This is a genomic window from Curtobacterium sp. MCLR17_032, assembly GCF_003234795.2.
Lineage (GTDB): Bacteria > Actinomycetota > Actinomycetes > Actinomycetales > Microbacteriaceae > Curtobacterium.
On the sequence record NZ_CP126268.1, the window covers coordinates 2,267,449 to 2,286,054 of the forward strand.

General features: G+C 65.4%; 12 protein-coding genes, 1 tRNA gene and 3 rRNA genes. All 16 read right to left on the reverse strand.

Translation table 11 applies throughout. The features are described from left to right. Window positions 1–14: 14 nt before the first annotated feature. The 16 genes from DEI97_RS10695 to DEI97_RS10770 all read right to left on the reverse strand — a co-directional run bounded on the left by DEI97_RS10695 (window position 15) and on the right by DEI97_RS10770 (window position 18,490). A complete protein-coding gene (locus DEI97_RS10695; protein WP_111075617.1) occupies window positions 15–989 on the reverse strand; it encodes a carbohydrate ABC transporter permease in 975 nt (324 codons plus the stop codon). 155 nt (window positions 990–1,144) lie between these two features. Then, entirely contained in the window at window positions 1,145–2,431 is a 1,287-nt protein-coding gene (locus tag DEI97_RS10700) for an ABC transporter substrate-binding protein (protein WP_111075618.1), read from the reverse strand. A gap of 196 nt (window positions 2,432–2,627) precedes the next feature. Next, entirely contained in the window at window positions 2,628–2,918 is a 291-nt protein-coding gene (locus DEI97_RS10705; protein WP_111075619.1) for a zinc ribbon domain-containing protein, read from the reverse strand. A gap of 167 nt (window positions 2,919–3,085) precedes the next feature. After that, a tRNA-Gln gene (locus DEI97_RS10710) sits at window positions 3,086–3,157 on the reverse strand. Window positions 3,158–3,200: 43 nt separating this feature from the next. Further along, window positions 3,201–4,124: an NAD(P)/FAD-dependent oxidoreductase gene (locus tag DEI97_RS10715; protein WP_258376754.1), complete on the reverse strand. Its 924-nt coding sequence runs from the start codon at window positions 4,122–4,124 to the stop codon at window positions 3,201–3,203. Between the two features lie 5 nt (window positions 4,125–4,129). Continuing rightward, window positions 4,130–5,617: a glutamate--tRNA ligase gene (gltX, locus tag DEI97_RS10720; protein ID WP_111075620.1), complete on the reverse strand. Its 1,488-nt coding sequence runs from the start codon at window positions 5,615–5,617 to the stop codon at window positions 4,130–4,132. A 174-nt stretch (window positions 5,618–5,791) separates the two neighbouring features. Beyond that, a 5S ribosomal RNA gene (gene rrf / locus DEI97_RS10725) occupies window positions 5,792–5,908 on the reverse strand. 198 nt (window positions 5,909–6,106) lie between these two features. Next, window positions 6,107–9,235 (reverse strand): 23S ribosomal RNA (locus DEI97_RS10730). Between the two features lie 478 nt (window positions 9,236–9,713). Next, window positions 9,714–11,243: ribosomal RNA gene (locus DEI97_RS10735) — 16S ribosomal RNA — on the reverse strand. The 16S, 23S and 5S rRNA genes sit together here, the layout of an rRNA operon. A 545-nt stretch (window positions 11,244–11,788) precedes the next feature. After that, entirely contained in the window at window positions 11,789–12,559 is a 771-nt protein-coding gene (locus DEI97_RS10740; protein ID WP_111076311.1) for a fumarylacetoacetate hydrolase family protein, read from the reverse strand. A 9-nt stretch (window positions 12,560–12,568) separates the two neighbouring features. Further along, window positions 12,569–13,705 carry a branched-chain amino acid aminotransferase gene (locus tag DEI97_RS10745; RefSeq protein WP_111076312.1) on the reverse strand — a complete coding sequence of 379 codons (1,137 nt, stop codon included), beginning with the start codon at window positions 13,703–13,705 and terminating at the stop codon, window positions 12,569–12,571. 14 nt (window positions 13,706–13,719) lie between these two features. After that, window positions 13,720–14,790: a 3-isopropylmalate dehydrogenase gene (locus DEI97_RS10750; RefSeq protein ID WP_111076313.1), complete on the reverse strand. Its 1,071-nt coding sequence runs from the start codon at window positions 14,788–14,790 to the stop codon at window positions 13,720–13,722. Window positions 14,791–14,799: 9 nt separating this feature from the next. Then, window positions 14,800–16,389 (reverse strand): phosphoglycerate dehydrogenase, encoded by a 1,590-nt coding sequence (serA, locus tag DEI97_RS10755; protein ID WP_111076314.1) that lies wholly within the window; start codon window positions 16,387–16,389, stop codon window positions 14,800–14,802. A gap of 81 nt (window positions 16,390–16,470) precedes the next feature. Further along, window positions 16,471–16,854 carry a hypothetical protein gene (locus DEI97_RS10760; protein WP_111076315.1) on the reverse strand — a complete coding sequence of 128 codons (384 nt, stop codon included), beginning with the start codon at window positions 16,852–16,854 and terminating at the stop codon, window positions 16,471–16,473. After that, the gene (locus DEI97_RS10765; RefSeq protein WP_111076316.1) at window positions 16,851–17,273 is read right to left on the reverse strand and encodes a hypothetical protein; all 423 of its coding nucleotides are present in this window, start codon (window positions 17,271–17,273) and stop codon (window positions 16,851–16,853) included. Before DEI97_RS10765 ends, DEI97_RS10760 begins: the two co-directional genes overlap by 4 nt. Before the next feature lie 26 nt (window positions 17,274–17,299). Continuing rightward, window positions 17,300–18,490: a mannitol-1-phosphate 5-dehydrogenase gene (locus DEI97_RS10770; protein ID WP_111076317.1), complete on the reverse strand. Its 1,191-nt coding sequence runs from the start codon at window positions 18,488–18,490 to the stop codon at window positions 17,300–17,302. Window positions 18,491–18,606 lie beyond the last annotated feature (116 nt).

The following is an 18,606-nucleotide window of genomic DNA, read 5'->3' on the forward strand; positions in this document are numbered from 1 at the left end:
GTCTGCTGCGAGGGTCACTTGAGTTCGCCCTTCTGCTGTGCCGCCTGGGTCTGCACGACGTTCGCGCCGAGGAACCGGACGAAGACGAACGCGACGACGAAGACGACCACGAACGTGATGGTGGAGAGTGCCGAGGCGGAGTTGAAGCCCTGCCGGATCTGGTCGACGACCAGCACGGACAGCGAGACGGTCGCGTTGCCGGACCCACCACCGCCGCCGGTCATGATCGCGATGAGGTCGTAGATCCGGAGCGCGTCGAGCACGCGGAACAGGATGGCGACCATGAGCGCCGGCTTGACGAGCGGCAGCGTGATGTTGACGAAGCGCTGGATCGTCGACGCGCCGTCCATCTTGCCGGCTTCGTACACCTCGTCGGGGATCAGCTGCAGCCCGGCCAGGATGAGCAGCGCCATGAACGGCGTCGTCTTCCAGGTGTCGGCGATGATGATCGCGAACCGCGACGCCCACTCGTCCGAGAACCAGAGGACCTGGTGGCCGATGACGTGGTTGAGCACGCCGTTCGCGTCGAAGATGAAGTACCAGAGCTTCGCGGTGACGGCGGTCGGGATGGCCCACGGGATGAGGATCGCGGCGCGGACGAGGGCGCGGCCCTTGAAGTTGCGGTTCATGATGATGGCCATCCAGAGCCCGATGACGGTCTCGAGTGCCACGGTCACGACCGTGAAGAAGAACGTGTTGCCGAACGCCGTCCAGAACTGCGACCCGAGGTTGCCGGGCGGGCAGGCGGCGTTCCCGCACTGCTGGCCGAGCCAGTGCACGTAGTTCGTGACGCCGGCGAAGCCACCCGCGACGAACAGTCCGGTGGCCTTGTCGAGGCCCTGGTCGAGCTGGAACGACTGGATGACCGCGCTGACGACGGGGTAGCCGATGACGATCGCCAGGAGCACGATCGTCGGGCCGATCAGGTAGACGGCCCAGCGGCCGTGGTCCGCGTTGAGCCCGCCCTTGCGGCGCTTCGGCGGCTCCATCCCCTGGGGTTCGGGTATCGCTGCGGGGATCTCGGTTGCTGCTGACACGGACGGCCTCCTTGCCGGTGTCGGGAACGCACAGAGTGGAGTCGGGAGGGTCGTGGTCGCGTGACCACGACCCTCCCGTCAGTGGGCGGCGTGCGCCGCCCGCGGTGTCAGTTGCCGCTGCCGTCAGTCGCCGACTTGAGGGCGGCCTGCATGTCCTGCATCGCCGAGTCGACGGACTTCGACCCCTTGAGGGCGGCGTAGGTGTTGTCCTGGATCGCCTTCGTCACGGCCGGGTAGAACGGCGTCACCGGACGCGGTTCGGCCGACTTGATCGACTCGAGGAGCGTCGGGAGGTACGGCAGCTTCGCCGTCAGCTCCTGGTCCGTGTACAGGTCGCCGATGACCGGGGCGAGCGATCCCTGCGTCGCGAAGAACTTCTGCGTGTCGTTCGAGATGAGGAACTCGAGGAAGTCGTGCGCGGTGGCCTTGTGCTTCGAGTAGACGCTGATCGCGGCGTTGTGGCCGCCCAGGGTGGAGGCACCGACGCCGTCCGCACCCGGGATCGGGGCGATGCCGAAGGTGTCCTTCACCTTGCTGGAGCCGTCCGTCTTCGCGAGGCTGTACACGTACGGCCAGTTGCGGAGGAACAGCAGCTTGCCGTCCTCGAACGCCTGGCGACCCTGCTCCTCCTGGTAGGTGATCGCCTCCTTCGGGATGTTGCCGTCCTGGAAGGCGTCGACGAGCTTCTGCAGCCCGGCCTTCGCGTCGGAGGTGTCCACGTCCGGCTTGCCGCTGCCGTTGAGGACCGCGCCGCCAGCGCCGTTGATCGCCTCGGAGGCGTTGACCGTCAGCCCCTCGTACTTGGCGAACTGTCCGGCGTAGCAGCCGATGCCGGCGTCCTTCGCGATCGAGCAGTCCTTCATCATCTCGTCCCACGTCGTCGGCGGGGTCTTCACGAGGTCCTTGCGGTAGTAGAGCAGCGCGCCGTCGGAGGTCTGCGGGGCCGCGTAGAGCGTGTCGTTGTACGTCGCGGTCTTCACCGTCGACGGCAGCAGCTTCGACGTGTCGATCTTCATGTCACCGGTCAGCGGGGTGAGCCAGCTCTTCGCGGCGAACTCCGCAGTCCACACCACGTCGACGTCCACCACGTCGTAGTTGTCGTCCTTGGCCTGGAAGTGCTGCACGAGGTCGTCGTGCTGCTGGTCGGCCTGGTCGGACTGCTCCTTGAAGGTGACCTTCTCGTCCGGGTGGGCCTTGTTCCACTTGGCGATCAGCGGGCGGACGACGTTCGAGTTGTCCTTGCCCTGGACGTAGGTGATCGGTCCGCGGCTGTCCTGCCCGCTCTTCGCGTCGTTCGAGGCCGAGCTCCCGCTCGAGCAGCTCGCGAGCAACAGGCCGACGACCGCGATCCCTGCGATCGAGGCCACGCGGCCCTTCGCACGTGTGTTCTTCACAGCGTTGTCTCCTCATCGAGATCACCAGGAGCATCGCCGGACCTTGCCGGCGACGCTGCACTGGAGCAGGCGACGCTGCCTGCTGAGCGAGGACGCTACGCCCCGGACGGGGGTGGTGCAACCGGTTGCAGTCGCACCGTGACCGGAGCGTTACAGAGCTGTGCCGGGCGAGCTGCCGCGTCCGGTGTCCTGCGGCTCAGGCGCCGGTCGGCGGCAGGGTCTCCTGCGCCAGGTGCGCCTGCTGCGCCCGCTCGCTGTCGGCGATGAACCGCTCGGCGCCCTCGCGCGGCATGGCCGACTGGCCGCCGCAGTAGGCGCACTGCAGCACGTACCGACCGTGCCCGAACGGGAACACCGGCAGGAAGAACAGCGTGAACCACGTCCGCAGGCGGTGCAGGCGCTGCGCAGCGGTGGACCCGCAGAGGGTGCAGGCGAAGAAGAGCACCCCGACGAGGGCGTCACGGGTGCGGCTGCCGAAGATGATCATGGGTCCCCCTGGTCGTGTCGCCCGGACGGTGTCCGGGCGTGGCGGCGCGCTGTCCGCGCTCGTGCATCGACGATAGCCGGTCGGCAGACTCGCGCGCCGGAACGACGCCTTCGCCTGGGAACGACGAAAGCCCCCGGTTTCCCGGGGGCTTTCCGTGTGTCCACTTGCTGGGGTACCTGGACTCGAACCAAGAACGACGGTACCAGAAACCGCTGTGTTGCCAATTACACCATACCCCAAAGGCCCTGCGGCCCCGCGCCCCGTTGTCCGGGGCACGATCAACTACTGTACAGCATCCCGGAGGTCTTCGAGACCACCGACGAGGTCACGGTGCACAGCCGCGGCGGTCGAGGCGCCGTGACCGGCAGCGACGATGAGCTGCTCCGGTCCGGGCGGTGTGACGTCCCCGACCGCGTACAGCCCGGGCAGGTTCGAGCGACCGAGCCGGTCCACCCGCACGAAGCCCTGGGCGTCGCGGTCGAGGGCCGCGTCGACCCAGTCCAGGTCGGCGTGCCACTCGGGCCGCACGAAGGCACCGGAGCGCGACACCACGTCCCCGTCGGCCAACCGGACGCCGGTCATGCCGGTGCGGTCGCCCTCCAGGTCCGCCAGGGGACGCTCGTCGACACGGATGCCCGCTGCGTCGAGACGCGCACGCCCCGCGTCGGTCACCGGCGCGACGCCGTTCGTGAAGACGATGAGGTCGTCCGACCACGAGCCGACGAGCAACGCACGGTTGACGACGTCGTCGGTCTCGCCGATGAACGCCAGTGGCTGCCCCGCCTTCCCGTACCCGTCACACTCGACACAGCTGTGCACGTCCGTGCCGTAGAACGCCCGGAGCGACGGCAGCGCGGGGAACGACTCACGGAGGCCCGTGGCGATCACCACCGCCCTCGCGGTCGCCGACACCTCGGCGCCCCGCCACGTCCCGTGCACGTTCCACGCGCCGTCGGCCTGCCACACCCGGTCCACGACGGCCTGGGTCACCGTGGCCTCCGGGTAGCCGGCCACCTCGTCGCGCCCGAGCTTCCGCAGCTCCAGGGGTGAGATGCCGTCCCGTGTGATGAACCCGTGCGAGCGCAGGGTCGCGGCGTTCCGGGGTCGGTTCGCATCGAGCAGCAACACCGTGCGCTTCGCCCGCACCAGGTTGAGCGCAGCGCTGAGCCCGGCCGGACCGGCTCCGATGACGACGACGTCGACCACGGACGTCAGCGTGCCGCGAGGGAACGGAGCCGCGCGAGCGTGGACTGCTTGCCGAGGATCTCCATCGACTCGAACAGCGGCGGGCTGATCCGACGACCGGACACCGCGACACGCAGCGGACCGAACGCCACCCGGGGCTTCAGCTCGAGGCCGTCGATGAGCGCCGTCCGCAGGGCCTGCTCGATGGCGGCCGTGGACCAGTCGTCGAGCTGCTCGAGTGCCGTGATGCCCGCCTGGAGGACCGGGGCCGGGTCGCCCTTGAGGGAACCGAGGGCGTCGTCCTCGACCACCAGGTCGTCGTCCGCGGTGAACAGGAAGCCGAGCATGCCCGGCGCCTCGCTGAGCAGCTGCATGCGCTCCTGGACGAGCGGGGCGGCCAGCTCGAGCACGCGCTGCTGCTCCGCCGTCGCCGGGTCGTCGAGGAAGTCGGTCAGGTAGGGTGTGAGACGAGCACGGAAGTCGGCAGGGTCGAGCAGACGGATGTGGTCGCCGTTGATCGACTCGGCCTTCTTGTGGTCGAAGCGCGCCGGGTTCGGGTTGACGTCGGTGACCTCGAAGGCTGCGACCATCTCGTCGATCGAGAACACGTCGCGGTCGGCACCGATCGACCACCCGAGCAGGGCGAGGTAGTTGACCAGGCCCTCGGGGACCATGCCGTTCGCGCGGTGGTGGAAGAGGTTCGACTCCGGGTCGCGCTTCGAGAGCTTCTTGTTGCCCTCCCCCATCACGTACGGCAGGTGACCGAACTGCGGGATGAACTGCGCGAGGCCGATCTCGTACAGGGCCTCGTACAGCGCGATCTGACGCGGCGTCGACGAGAGCAGGTCCTCGCCACGGAGGACGTGCGTGATCCCCATCAGGGCGTCATCCAGGGGATTCGTGAACGTGTACAGCGGCTTGCCGTTCGGACGCACCACGACGAAGTCCGGGAACGAGCCCTGCGGGAAGGTGATCTCACCGCGGACGAGGTCCTGGAAGCTGAGGTCACGGTCCGGCACGCGGAGGCGGAGCGCCGGCGCCCGACCCTGGTCGCGGAACGCCTGACGCTCGGCGTCGGTGAGGCCACGCTCGTGGTTGTCGTAGCCCTGTTTCGGGTCGCGGCCGTTCGCGACGTTGCGGGCTTCCATCTCCTCCGGCGTGACGTACGACTCGTACACGTGGCCGGCCGCCGTGAGCTGCGCGATCGCGTCGGCGTAGACGTCGGCTCGCTCGGACTGTCGGTACGGGCCGTGCGGTCCCCCGACCTCGACGCCCTCGTCCCAGTCCAGCTTCAGCCAGCGCAGTGCCTCGATGATCTGGGCGTACGACTCTTCGCTGTCACGGGCGGCATCGGTGTCCTCGATGCGGAAGACGAGCTTGCCGCCGGTGTGCCGGGCGTAGGCCCAGTTGAACAGGGCGGTGCGGACGAGGCCGACGTGCGGCGTTCCGGTGGGCGACGGGCAGAACCGGACGCGGACGTCGGAACCGGTGGCAGGGGAGAATGGCGCTGTCATGACGCCCTGATCCTACCGTGGCCGCCCGTCCAGCCGGCGGCCCTGTACCGGCAGCTGTGCGGAGGCGGCCGTGCAGCGGCGACCCTCAATGAGGGCTGCGCCGGGGAATGCAGAAAAGCCCCTGACCGGTGGAGCGTGATGCTCCACCCGTCAGGGGCTTTCCATTGAAGAGAAGTCCGGCGGCGTCCTACTCTCCCACAAGGTCCCCCTTGCAGTACCATCGGCGCTGAGAGGCTTAGCTTCCGGGTTCGGAATGTGACCGGGCGTTTCCCTCTCGCTATGACCACCGGAACACCATCGACCCGAAACGGATCAAACAGGTTCCAGCCATCCCCCACCAACGGTTCGGTGTCATCACTCCCGCCGAAACAGGGTTGATGACACCCCACACCGGTGGGGTAGCTGAACTATTCAGTTTGATTCCCGATCGTCTGTCGGGAACCACAAAGTGGACGCGAGCCCTGACCCGTGAGGGTCAGGAAAAAAGTGTGTGTCAAGTCTTCGGCTTATTAGTACCGGTCAGCTCCACGGGTCGTTAGTCCCCGCTTCCACATCCGGCCTATCAACCCAGTAGTCTGCTGGGAGCCTCTCACACTCAAGGTGCATGGAAATCTCATCTCGAAGACGGCTTCCCGCTTAGATGCTTTCAGCGGTTATCCGGTCCGAACGTAGCTAATCAGCGGTGCCCTTGGCAGAACAACTGACACACCAGAGGTTCGTCCATCCCGGTCCTCTCGTACTAGGGATAGATCTTCTCAAATTTCCAACGCGCGCAGCGGATAGGGACCGAACTGTCTCACGACGTTCTAAACCCAGCTCGCGTACCGCTTTAATGGGCGAACAGCCCAACCCTTGGGACCTACTCCAGCCCCAGGATGCGACGAGCCGACATCGAGGTGCCAAACCATGCCGTCGATATGGACTCTTGGGCAAGATCAGCCTGTTATCCCCGAGGTACCTTTTATCCGTTGAGCGACAGCGCTTCCACAAGCCACTGCCGGATCACTAGTCCCGACTTTCGTCCCTGCTCGACCTGTCAGTCTCACAGTCAAGCTCCCTTGTGCACTTACACTCGCCACCTGATTGCCAACCAGGTTGAGGGAACCTTTGGGCGCCTCCGTTACTCTTTGGGAGGCAACCGCCCCAGTTAAACTACCCATCAGGCACTGTCCATGAACCCGATCAGGGTCCTACGTTAGACATCCAAAGTGACCAGAGTGGTATTTCAACAATGACTCCACGAACACTAGCGTGCCCGCTTCACAGTCTCCCACCTATCCTACACAAGCCACTCCGAACACCAATACCAAACTGTAGTAAAGGTCACGGGGTCTTTCCGTCCTGCTGCGCGTAACGAGCATCTTTACTCGTAGTGCAATTTCGCCGAGTTCGCGGTTGAGACAGCTGGGAAGTCGTTACGCCATTCGTGCAGGTCGGAACTTACCCGACAAGGAATTTCGCTACCTTAGGATGGTTATAGTTACCACCGCCGTTTACTGGGGCTTAAATTCAGAGCTTCGCCGTGAGGCTGACCCTTCCTCTTAACCTTCCAGCACCGGGCAGGCGTCAGTCCGTATACATCGTCTTGCGACTTCGCACGGACCTGTGTTTTTAGTAAACAGTCGCTTCCCACTGGTCTCTGCGGCCTTCAACGCTCACGGAGCAAGTCCGGTCACGTGTCCGGCCCCCCTTCTCCCGAAGTTACGGGGGCATTTTGCCGAGTTCCTTAACCACGATTATCTCGATCTCCTTGGTATTCTCTACCTGACCACCTGAGTCGGTTTCGGGTACGGGCGGCTGCAACCTCGCGTCGATGCTTTTCTCGGCAGCATAGGATCACTGAATTCCCCTTACGGGTACGCGTCGGGTCTCAGGCATACAGACGACGGATTTGCCTATCGTCAGCCCTACATCCTTACACCAGGTTCACCTTACGGATACCATCGCCTGGCTCAGCTACCTTCCTGCGTCACACCTGTTCATACGCTAACCGCACCAGCATGGGGTCGAGCGTTAGACCGGCCCGTCTCACCCCGAAGGGATCAACAAGTGCCGGGTTAGGACTCTTAGCACCACTGGATTAGCTTGGGCGGTTGTTCGCCGGTACGGGAATATCAACCCGTTGTCCATCGACTACGCCTGTCGGCCTCGCCTTAGGTCCCGACTTACCCAGGGCGGATTAACCTGGCCCTGGAACCCTTGGTCTTTCGGAGGACGGGTTTCTCACCCGTCTTTCGCTACTCATGCCTGCATTCTCACTCGTGTAGCGTCCACGGCTGGATCACTCCGCCGCTTCACTCGCCACACGACGCTCTCCTACCACTCCGCACGACTGAACCACGAAGGCTTGTCGAGTGTGCGAAATCTACAACTTCGGTGGTGTGCTTGAGCCCCGTTACATTGTCGGCGCGGAATCACTTGACCAGTGAGCTATTACGCACTCTTTCAAGGGTGGCTGCTTCTAAGCCAACCTCCTGGTTGTCTGTGCAACTCCACATCCTTTCCCACTTAGCACACGCTTAGGGACCTTAGTTGGTAGTCTGGGTTGTTTCCCTCTCGACGATGAAGCTTATCCCCCACCGTCTCACTGCTGCGCTCTCACTCACCGGCATTCGGAGTTTGGCTGACGTCAGTAACCTGTTGAGGCCCATCGGCCATCCAGTAGCTCTACCTCCGGCGAGAAACACGCAACGCTGCACCTAAATGCATTTCGGAGAGAACCAGCTATCACGAAGTTTGATTGGCCTTTCACCCCTATCCACAGCTCATCCCCTCCATTTTCAACTGAAGTGGGTTCGGTCCTCCACGACGTCTTACCGTCGCTTCAACCTGGCCATGGATAGATCACTTCGCTTCGGGTCTAGGACATGCGACTGAATCGCCCTATTCAGACTCGCTTTCGCTACGGCTACCCCACACGGGTTAACCTCGCCACATATCGCTAACTCGCAGGCTCATTCTTCAAAAGGCACGCCGTCACCCCTACAAAGGAGGCTCCGACGGTTTGTAAGCAAACGGTTTCAGGTACTATTTCACTCCCCTCCCGGGGTACTTTTCACCTTTCCCTCACGGTACTTGTCCGCTATCGGTCATCTGGGAGTATTTAGGCTTATCAGGTGGTCCTGACAGATTCACACGGGATTTCTCGGGCCCCGTGCTACTTGGGATACACATCCGGCCATAACACCATTTCGTCTACGGGGCTGGCACCCACTACGGCCCGGCTTTCAAACCGGTTCGACTATGATGCGCTGTAACCGTCCCAGTCCGGCAGAACTGAGTGACGTGTCCCACAACCCCGACCATGCAACGCCCGCCGGCTATCACACATGATCGGTTTAGCCTCATCCGTTTTCGCTCGCCACTACTCACGGAATCACATGTTGTTTTCTCTTCCTGTGGGTACTGAGATGTTTCACTTCCCCACGTTCCCTCTACCCGCCCTATATATTCAGGCGGGAGTCACCAGGTCACAAAAGCGCCTGGCGGGGTTTCCCCATTCGGAAATCCTCGGCTCACAGCTCGATTATCAGCTCCCCGAGGCTTATCGCAGATTTCTACGTCCTTCTTCGGCTCCAGATGCCAAGGCATCCACCGTTTGCTCTTAGAAACTTGACCACAAAGATTAAAATTGCGATCCAACGCCACGACACACGCCAACCCGAAAGCCGACGATCATCGATGACGCGAATCTAAAGATGCTCGCGTCCACTGTGTAGTTCTCAACATACGATCGGCACCACACTCCCCCACACCCAACGGTGTGACCTCATGTGGCCCAACGAAGGACCCTCAAGGCCCAACCCCCACCACGGATGAGCATCCATCACGGACACCACCCACAGCAGGAAGCCTGGTCCCTCAGGACCCAACAACGTGCACCAGCCAACCCGCTCACCCCCGACCCGTTCCAACCCCCCAACACCGGCACAAGACCGACGATGAGGAACGTACTGAGACCGGAAGACGCGCTCCCGACTGCACTGTCAATGTTCCACCCATGAGCTACCCGTCGGACACGTTCGGTCCGAATCGGGCGCCTGGACCAGCCACCACTCACCATGACGGTGAACAGCACTGACCAGATGCTCCTTAGAAAGGAGGTGATCCAGCCGCACCTTCCGGTACGGCTACCTTGTTACGACTTAGTCCTAATCACCGATCCCACCTTCGACGGCTCCTTCCACAAGGGTTAGGCCACCGGCTTCGGGTGTTACCGACTTTCATGACTTGACGGGCGGTGTGTACAAGGCCCGGGAACGTATTCACCGCAGCGTTGCTGATCTGCGATTACTAGCGACTCCGACTTCATGAGGTCGAGTTGCAGACCTCAATCCGAACTGAGACCGGCTTTTTGGGATTCGCTCCACCTTACGGTATCGCAGCCCTTTGTACCGGCCATTGTAGCATGCGTGAAGCCCAAGACATAAGGGGCATGATGATTTGACGTCATCCCCACCTTCCTCCGAGTTGACCCCGGCAGTCTCCTATGAGTCCCCGGCATAACCCGCTGGCAACATAGAACGAGGGTTGCGCTCGTTGCGGGACTTAACCCAACATCTCACGACACGAGCTGACGACAACCATGCACCACCTGTACACCGACCACAAGGGGGCGACCATCTCTGGCCGTTTCCGGTGTATGTCAAGCCTTGGTAAGGTTCTTCGCGTTGCATCGAATTAATCCGCATGCTCCGCCGCTTGTGCGGGCCCCCGTCAATTCCTTTGAGTTTTAGCCTTGCGGCCGTACTCCCCAGGCGGGGCGCTTAATGCGTTAGCTACGACACAGAAACCGTGGAAAGGTCCCTACATCTAGCGCCCAACGTTTACGGCATGGACTACCAGGGTATCTAATCCTGTTCGCTCCCCATGCTTTCGCTCCTCAGCGTCAGTTACGGCCCAGAGATCTGCCTTCGCCATCGGTGTTCCTCCTGATATCTGCGCATTCCACCGCTACACCAGGAATTCCAATCTCCCCTACCGCACTCTAGTCTGCCCGTACCCACTGCAAGCCCGAGGTTGAGCCTCGGGATTTCACAGCAGACGCGACAAACCGCCTACGAGCTCTTTACGCCCAATAATTCCGGACAACGCTTGCACCCTACGTATTACCGCGGCTGCTGGCACGTAGTTAGCCGGTGCTTTTTCTGCAGGTACCGTCAAGAACCGAAGCTCCCTTCTTCCCTACTAAAAGAGGTTTACAACCCGAAGGCCGTCATCCCTCACGCGGCGTTGCTGCATCAGGCTTTCGCCCATTGTGCAATATTCCCCACTGCTGCCTCCCGTAGGAGTCTGGGCCGTGTCTCAGTCCCAGTGTGGCCGGTCACCCTCTCAGGCCGGCTACCCGTCGTCGCCTTGGTGAGCCATTACCTCACCAACAAGCTGATAGGCCGCGAGTCCATCCCCAACCAAAAAATCTTTCCACCACCAGGCCATGCGACCAGTGATCATATCCAGTATTAGACGTCGTTTCCAACGCTTATCCCAGAGTCAGGGGCAGGTTACTCACGTGTTACTCACCCGTTCGCCACTAATCACAGGAGCAAGCTCCTGATCATCGTTCGACTTGCATGTGTTAAGCACGCCGCCAGCGTTCGTCCTGAGCCAGGATCAAACTCTCCGTAAAAAATTACAACCAACACTAAAAGTGTCAGCGAGTTGATCTTGACTGTTGACTGTCTACTGACAATCTTCAATCCAAAAGGAATTGCTTCATGACCCAGTCAACCGAAGCCGACCGGGCACGAGGTCAATAAAATTGGCATTGACAATGTGCACGCTGTTGAGTTCTCAAGGACCAGACGCACTCCCCACTCAACACCGAAACGGTGTCTCGCCAGAGAGGCTGTCGTTCTCGAACCCACCGGATGACCGACACGAAGTCGACATCTGATCGATGGGCTGGTTGCTGGAGGCGGACCCCGTCCGGACTGCATCCCCCGGGTTGTGCACCCGGTGACCGTCTCGGCCGTTCCGTTCCGCCTCAGCGGCAACGAGTGATTACTTTACACACGGTCCGAGGGCCTGCCAACCGGGTGTCTCACCCGGGCGTGTCGCCGCCCGGCCGCGGCTCCGCTCCCCCGTCGGGACCAGCCCCGGAACGGACGGAGGCCCGACACCCGAGGGGTGCCGGGCCTCCAGGTCGGGAGTCGACGGTGGGGAGCGCGCCGGTCAGTGGCGGGCGATCACCGGGTTGCGCAGTGAACCGATGCCGGAGATCGTGACCTCCACCACCTCGCCGTCACGGATCGCGCCGACGCCTGCGGGGGTGCCGGTGAGGATGACGTCACCGGGCAGCAACGTCCAGATCGACGAGATGAACTCGATGAGCGTCGGGATGTCGTGCACCATCTCGTTCGTCGAGGCCGCCTGACGGAGGTCGCCGTCGACACGGGTCTCGATGCGGATGTCCGACGGGTCGATCTCGGTCTCGATGACCGGACCGAGCGGGCAGAAGGTGTCGAACCCCTTCGCGCGCGCCCACTGGCCGTCGCGGGCCTGCAGGTCACGGGCGGTCACGTCGTTCGCGATCGTGTAGCCGAGGATCACGCTGGCGAAGTCCTCCTTCGCCACGTTCTTCGCGAGCGAGCCGATCACGATGGCGAGCTCACCCTCGTGGTCCACCCGACCGATGTCCGCCGGCAGCCGGATCGGGTCCTCCGGTCCGATGACCGAGGTGTTCGGCTTGAGGAACACCACCGGGTCGTCCGCGGTGTGCTCTTCCATCTCCGAGACGTGCTCGGCGTAGTTGAGGCCGACCCCGATGACCTTCGACCGCGGGATGACGGGGGCGAGCAGCTTCGCGTCCTTGAGGGACACCCGCTCCCCCGTCGTCTCGAAGCCCTGGTACATCGGGTCTCCGGCGAGCACCACCAGTGCGCGCTCGTCGAGGATGCCGTAACGGGGGTCCTCCCCCTCGGTGCTGAACCGTGCGATCTTCACGGGTCGACCCTACTCAGCACTCGGCGTCGGGTCCGTGAGCCGGACCATCCACCCGTGCGGGTCGGGCCGGCGGCCGTACTGGATGTCGGTGAGCTCTTCGCGCAGGGACATCGTCAGTTCGCCGGCACCGGTGGTCGGCGAACCGATCGTGAAGCCGTCGCCACGCAGTTCGGCGATCGGCGTCACCACGGCGGCGGTCCCACAGGCGAACGCCTCGGTGATCGAGCCGTCGGCGACACCGTCACGCCACTCGGCGAGGGACACCGCACGACGCTCCACCCGGAGGCCCCGGTCGAGCGCCAGCTGCAGGATCGAGTCGCGCGTGATGCCCTCGAGGATCGAGTCCGAGTCCGGGGTCACGAGCGTGCCGTCCGAGCGGACCAGGACGACGTTCATCCCGCCGAGTTCCTCGAGGTACTCGCCCTTCTCGGAGTCCAGGAACATCACCTGCTGGCAGCCGTGCTCGTACGCCTCCTGCTGCGGGAGCAGGGACGCCGCGTAGTTGCCGCCGGTCTTCGCAGCACCGGTGCCGCCGCGGGCAGCCCGGGCGTACTGCGTCGAGAGCCAGATCGACACCGGCTTCGGCCCCGAGGTGAAGTACGCCCCGGCCGGGCTCGCGATGCAGTGGTACTGCACGGCGTGGGCGGCGCGGACCCCGAGGAAGGCCTCGGTCGCGATCATGAAGGGACGGAGGTACAGGCTGGTCTCCGGAGCGGACGGCACCCAGTCCTGGTCCGCGGTGACGAGCTGCCGGATCGACTCGACGAACACCGACTCGGGCAGCTCCGGCAGCGCCAGACGGCGTGCCGACCGGGCGAACCGACGGGCGTTGGCGTCCGGGCGGAAGGACCAGATCGATCCGTCGGCGTGCCGGTAGGCCTTCATGCCCTCGAAGATCTCCTGCGCGTAGTGCAGGACACTGGCGCTCGGGTCGAGGGAGAGCGGCCCGTACGGGTGGACCGAGGCGTCGTGCCAGCCGTCGTCGATCGTCCACTCGACCGAGGCCATGTGGTCGGTGAAGTGCTTGCCGAAGCCCGGGTCGGCGAGGATCTCCTCGCGCTCGGCGGCTGCGCGGCGCTCCGGGGACGGCGTCGTCGAGAAGTCGAGGGCGAAGGTGTCGGTGGTCTCGGTGGTGCTGTCGCTCATGCGGGTGACTCCTGTCAGGCCGTGGTGTTGCGTGCGGCGACCGCGGCCCCGGCGATGGCGTCGCCGATCTCGGCGGTCGACCGTCGGGTGGTGCCCCGGTCGGCGAGGTCGGCCTCCACCGCCCGGGTCACCGCTGCCGCCAGGTCCGCGCGACCGACGTGGTCGAGCAGCAGGGCGACGGAGAGGACCGCGGCGGTCGGGTCGGCCAGCTGCTGGCCGGCGATGTCCGGCGCGGACCCGTGGACCGGCTCGAACATGCTGGGGAAGGTGGCGTCCGGGTTCAGGTTGCCCGAGGCCGCGAGACCGATGCCGCCGCTGATCGCGCCGGCCAGGTCGGTGATGATGTCGCCGAACAGGTTGTCGGTGACGATGACGTCGAAGCGGGACGGCTCGCGCACCATGTGGATCGTCACGGCGTCGACGTGCTGGTAGTCGACCGTCACGTCCGGGTACTCGACGGCGACCGCGGCGACCGTGCGCTGCCAGAGCGAACCGGCGTGGACCAGCACGTTGGTCTTGTGCACGAGGGTCAGGTGCTTCCGGGGGCGTCGCATCGCCAGGTCGAACGCGTACCGGACGACCCGCTCGACACCGTGGGCGGTGTTGATCGAGACCTCGGTGGCGATCTCGTGCGGGGTGTCGACCCGGATCGCGCCGCCGTTGCCGACGTACGGGCCCTCGGTGCCCTCACGGACGACGACGAAGTCGACCTCGCCCGGGTCGGACAGCGGTGACCCGACCGCCGCGTGCACCTTCGTCGGTCGCAGGTTCACGTAGTGGTCGAACGCGAACCGGAGCTTCAGCAGCAGGCCGCGCTCGATGACGCCACCGGCCAGCCGCGGGTCGCGGGGGTCACCACCGACGGCGCCGAGCAGGATCGCGTCGTGCTCGGCCAGGGCGGCCATGTCGTCCTCGGTGAGGACGTCGCCGGTCGCAAGGAAGCGCTCGGCCCCCAGCGAGAACGGGGTCTCCTGCACGTCGAGCTCGCCGTCGGCCACCGCGTGCAGGACCTTCAGCGCTTCGTCGACGACCTCGGGGCCGATGCCGTCGCCACGGATGACCGCCAACTTGAGCGTCTGCGACATGGGGGTCTCCTAGAGCGTGATGTCGATCTCACGCAGCGAGGCCGCGTCGATCGTGGAACGGACGTGCTCGAGGACGTCGTCCGGCACCGGCGAGTCGACGGTCAGCACGCTGAGCGCTTCGCCACCGGCCGACTGGCGGGCGATCTGCATGGCGGCGATGTTGATGCCCGCCTCGCCGAACTCCTTGCCGTACACCGCGACGATGCCCGGACGGTCCGTGTAGGCCATCACGACGTGGTGCTTGTCGAGCGCGACCTCGACGTCGTAGCCGTTGATCTCGACGAGCTTCTCCACCTGCTTCGGGCCGGTGAGGGTGCCGGAGACGCTGATCGCCGGGCCGTCCGACTGTGCCCCGCGGATGGTGAGGAGGTTGCGGTACTCCGGGCTGTCGGCGTCCGTGATGAGCCGGACGGTGACACCGCGCTGCTCCGCGATGAGCGGGGCGTTGACGTAGGAGACCTGGTCACTGACGACGTCGGTGAAGACGCCCTTCAGCGCGGCGAGCTTGAGCACGCTGACGTCGTACGCCGCGAGCTCGCCGTGTACCTCGACGTCGATGCTCGTGACGGGCGAGGTCGCCATCGCCGTGAAGACCTGGCCGAGCTTCTCGACGAGCGGGATGCCGGGGCGGACGTAGGGGTCGATGACGCCGCCGGCGACGTTGACCGCGTCCGGGACGAGTTCGCCGCCGAGGGCCAGCCGCACCGACTTCGCGACCGCGACGCCGGCCTTCTCCTGCGCTTCGTCGGTGGAGGCACCGAGGTGCGGGGTCACGACCACGTTCGGCAGCGACACGAGCGGCGAGTCCTTCGGCGGCTCCGACACGAAGACGTCGAGGCCGGCACCGGCGATGGTGTTCGAGGTGAGCGCACGGTGCAGCGCGTCCTCGTCGATCAGGCCACCGCGCGCGACGTTCACCACGAAGGCGGTCGGCTTCATCAGCGCGAACTGGTCGTCGGAGATCATGCCGACCGTCTCGGGCGTCTTCGGCATGTGGATCGTCGTGAAGTCCGCGCGGCGGAGCAGGTCCTCGAGCGAGACGAGCTCGACGCCGAGCTGCTGGGCACGCGCCGACGTGACGTAGGGGTCGTACGCGATGACCGAGACGCCGAACGCCTGCAGGCGCTGGGTGATCAGGGCGCCGATGCGGCCGAGGCCGATGATGCCGACCGTCTTCTCGTAGAGCTCGACGCCGGTGTAGGACGACCGCTTCCAGGCGCCGGCCGCGAGCGACGCGTGCGCCGCCGGGATGTGCCGCGCGAGCGACAGGATGTGGCCCACGGTCAGCTCGGCCGCCGAGATGATGTTCGACGTCGGCGCGTTGACGACCATCACGCCGGCGGTCGTCGCCGCCTTGATGTCGACGTTGTCGAGGCCGACGCCGGCGCGGGCGATGACCTTGAGCTCGGGAGCCGCGGCGATCGCCTCCGCGTCGACCTTGGTGGCGGAGCGCACCAGGATCGCGTGCGCGTCGGACAGCGCGGCGAGCAGGGCTGGACGGTCGGTGCCGTCCACGTTCCTGATCTCGAAGTCGGGCCCGAGGGCGTCGACGGTGGCGGGCGAGAGTTCTTCGGCGATCAAGACGACCGGCTTCGACACGACTGCTGTTCCTCACACGAGACGGGTGGTGTACCACCACCCTATCGACGGCCGGACCCGGTTACGACGCCGGGAGGCAGGTCAGAGGTCGACGAGGCTCGGCACGTAGAGCTGCAGCGTGAGCCAGAGTGCCCCCGCACCGGCGAAGGCCACGACGAGCACCGCGACGGTCACGACGGCCGTGGACCGGCGGGTCACCCACACGCCGACGGCGTACGCGAGCGGCGGGACCACCACGTCGAGGACCAGCCACACCCACGGCACCGGGCGCTTCAGCGACGCGCCACCGGCCGAGCCGACGAACTCGTTGAACTTCTGCAGCTTGTCCGTGATCACCACGAGGTTGCCGACGCTCTGCGCCGTCATGTAGGCGAACAGCACCGCGAAGACCACCCAGACGACGATGCGCCCGACCAGCGACCGCGCGGAAGTGGCGCCGGTGGCGGGACGCTCGACGGCGGTCACCCGAAGCTCCGCGTCAACAGGAACGGCCACGGGAAGAGCACCACCGCGCCGAGCAGCATCCAGAGCAGCCGGGTGCGGGTGGAGCGCGTCCGGGCGACCCAGATCACGACGGCGAACCAGAGCGCCGGCGCGACGATCGCCAGGAAGCGGAGCAGCGTGACGAACCCGGACAGGACCGCGTCGGTCGTCATCAGGTAGCTCGTCGAGGCGGTGAGCAGCCAGGCGACCGTGTAGAGCAGGTACAGCCCGCCGAAGACCCCGAACCCGATCAGGGCACCGGACGTCTCGGGCGCGTCGGGGTCGCGGGTGTCGCGTTCCTTGACGGCGATCGGGTTGTGGGCGGCGTCGACGTGGGTCGCGTCGTCCGCGTCGCCCCACGACAGGGCGGCGTCGTCGTCCGGTTCGCGGGTCTCGGTCATGCCGTCGATCCTACGAGGGTCGTGGCTCATGCCTGGGCGGGCTGGGTCTCGAGCACCCCGGCGACGACGTCACGGACGGCCGGGAACAGCGGGTGTCCCTCCATGAGCCCGGTCAGGATCTCGGTGAGGGCGTGCGCGGTGGCCCCGGAGCGCAGCAGAGCGTGCAGCTCGATCGACTCCGGGTCGTCCTGGTCGTCGAACTCGAGTGCGACCCGGACGGCGCCGATCAGGTGGTCGACGGGCAGACCGCGTTCGGCGAGCTGCGCGGCGGGGCCGATGAACCGTTCGCGACGGCCGAGCTTCCGGAGCGGGTTGCGACCGACCCGACGGGTCGTGTCGGGCAGCAGGGGGTTGGCGATGCGGGTGAGGTTCGCCGCGACGTACCGGGCGTGTTCCGCCGGGTCGAACCCGTGCTTCGCGACGAGCAGCGCGGTGGTCTCCGCGAGCACCCCGTCGACCTCCGCCCGCACGTCGGGGTCCTGGAGGGCCTCCCGGATGAGCCGGATCCCCCGGACCCACCCGTGGTAGGCGGCCGCCCCGTGGGCCGTGTTCACGGTGTAGAGCTTGCGCTCGACGAACGGCTGCAGGTCGTCGACCCAGGTCACGCCGTCGATGACGGGAGGCTCGGAGCCGGTCCCGGCGAACGGCGTGCGTTCGATGACCCACTCGTAGAAGGGCTCGAGGACGACGTCGAGACCGCCGGACTGCCCGAGCACCCCGGACTGGTCCGGGACGATGCGGTCGATCGCACAGTTCGCGAACACCGCGGCGATGTCGCGGTCCTCGAGGATCGGCGCCCGGCGGATGCTGGCGTGCAGGGAGTCCGTGGCGTTGAACGCGTTCTCGCAGGCGACGATCGTGACGTCGCCGCGGTCCAGCGGGCGTGCCGCGAGCCCCTCAGCGATGAGCGGGGCCACGAGGGGCAGGGTGCGCGCCCCGACCGCCGTGGTGACGACGTCGGCGTCGGCGATCGCCTGCACGACGCGTTCTCGGTCGGTCTTGCTGTTCAGCGCACGGAACCCGGAGACCAGGTGCTCGACCGGCATCTCGCCGACCTCGTGCACCACGAAGCGCCCGGCTTCGTTCAGGGCCGAGACCACGCGCTCGTCGACGTCGACGAAGGTGAGGTCGTAGCCGCTCGACACGAGGAACTGGCCCACGAACCCGCGCCCGATCTTGCCGGCGCCGATGTGGACCGCTCGTCTCGTCACCGCCATCAGACGATCATCCCACGACGATCGGTGCACCCACGCCACCCCGTGGACGGGCCGGTGGGGTCGACGACGACGCGCGTCGCCGCGCTGCGCGGACGCCGTCGGGAGACGTCCGTGTG

Excerpts from the sequence above, each read along its gene's own strand:
- DEI97_RS10770 (WP_111076317.1), bottom strand. The coding sequence starts at position 18,490 with ATGGCGGTGACGAGACGAGCGGTCCACATCGGCGCCGGCAAGATCGGG.
- DEI97_RS10695 (WP_111075617.1), bottom strand. The coding sequence starts at position 989 with ATGGAGCCGCCGAAGCGCCGCAAGGGCGGGCTCAACGCGGACCACGGC.
- DEI97_RS10705 (WP_111075619.1), bottom strand. The coding sequence starts at position 2,918 with ATGATCATCTTCGGCAGCCGCACCCGTGACGCCCTCGTCGGGGTGCTC.
- DEI97_RS10745 (WP_111076312.1), bottom strand. The coding sequence starts at position 13,705 with ATGAGCGACAGCACCACCGAGACCACCGACACCTTCGCCCTCGACTTC.
- DEI97_RS10765 (WP_111076316.1), bottom strand. The coding sequence starts at position 17,273 with ATGACCGAGACCCGCGAACCGGACGACGACGCCGCCCTGTCGTGGGGC.
- DEI97_RS10750 (WP_111076313.1), bottom strand. The coding sequence starts at position 14,790 with ATGTCGCAGACGCTCAAGTTGGCGGTCATCCGTGGCGACGGCATCGGC.
- gltX (WP_111075620.1), bottom strand. The coding sequence starts at position 5,617 with ATGACAGCGCCATTCTCCCCTGCCACCGGTTCCGACGTCCGCGTCCGG.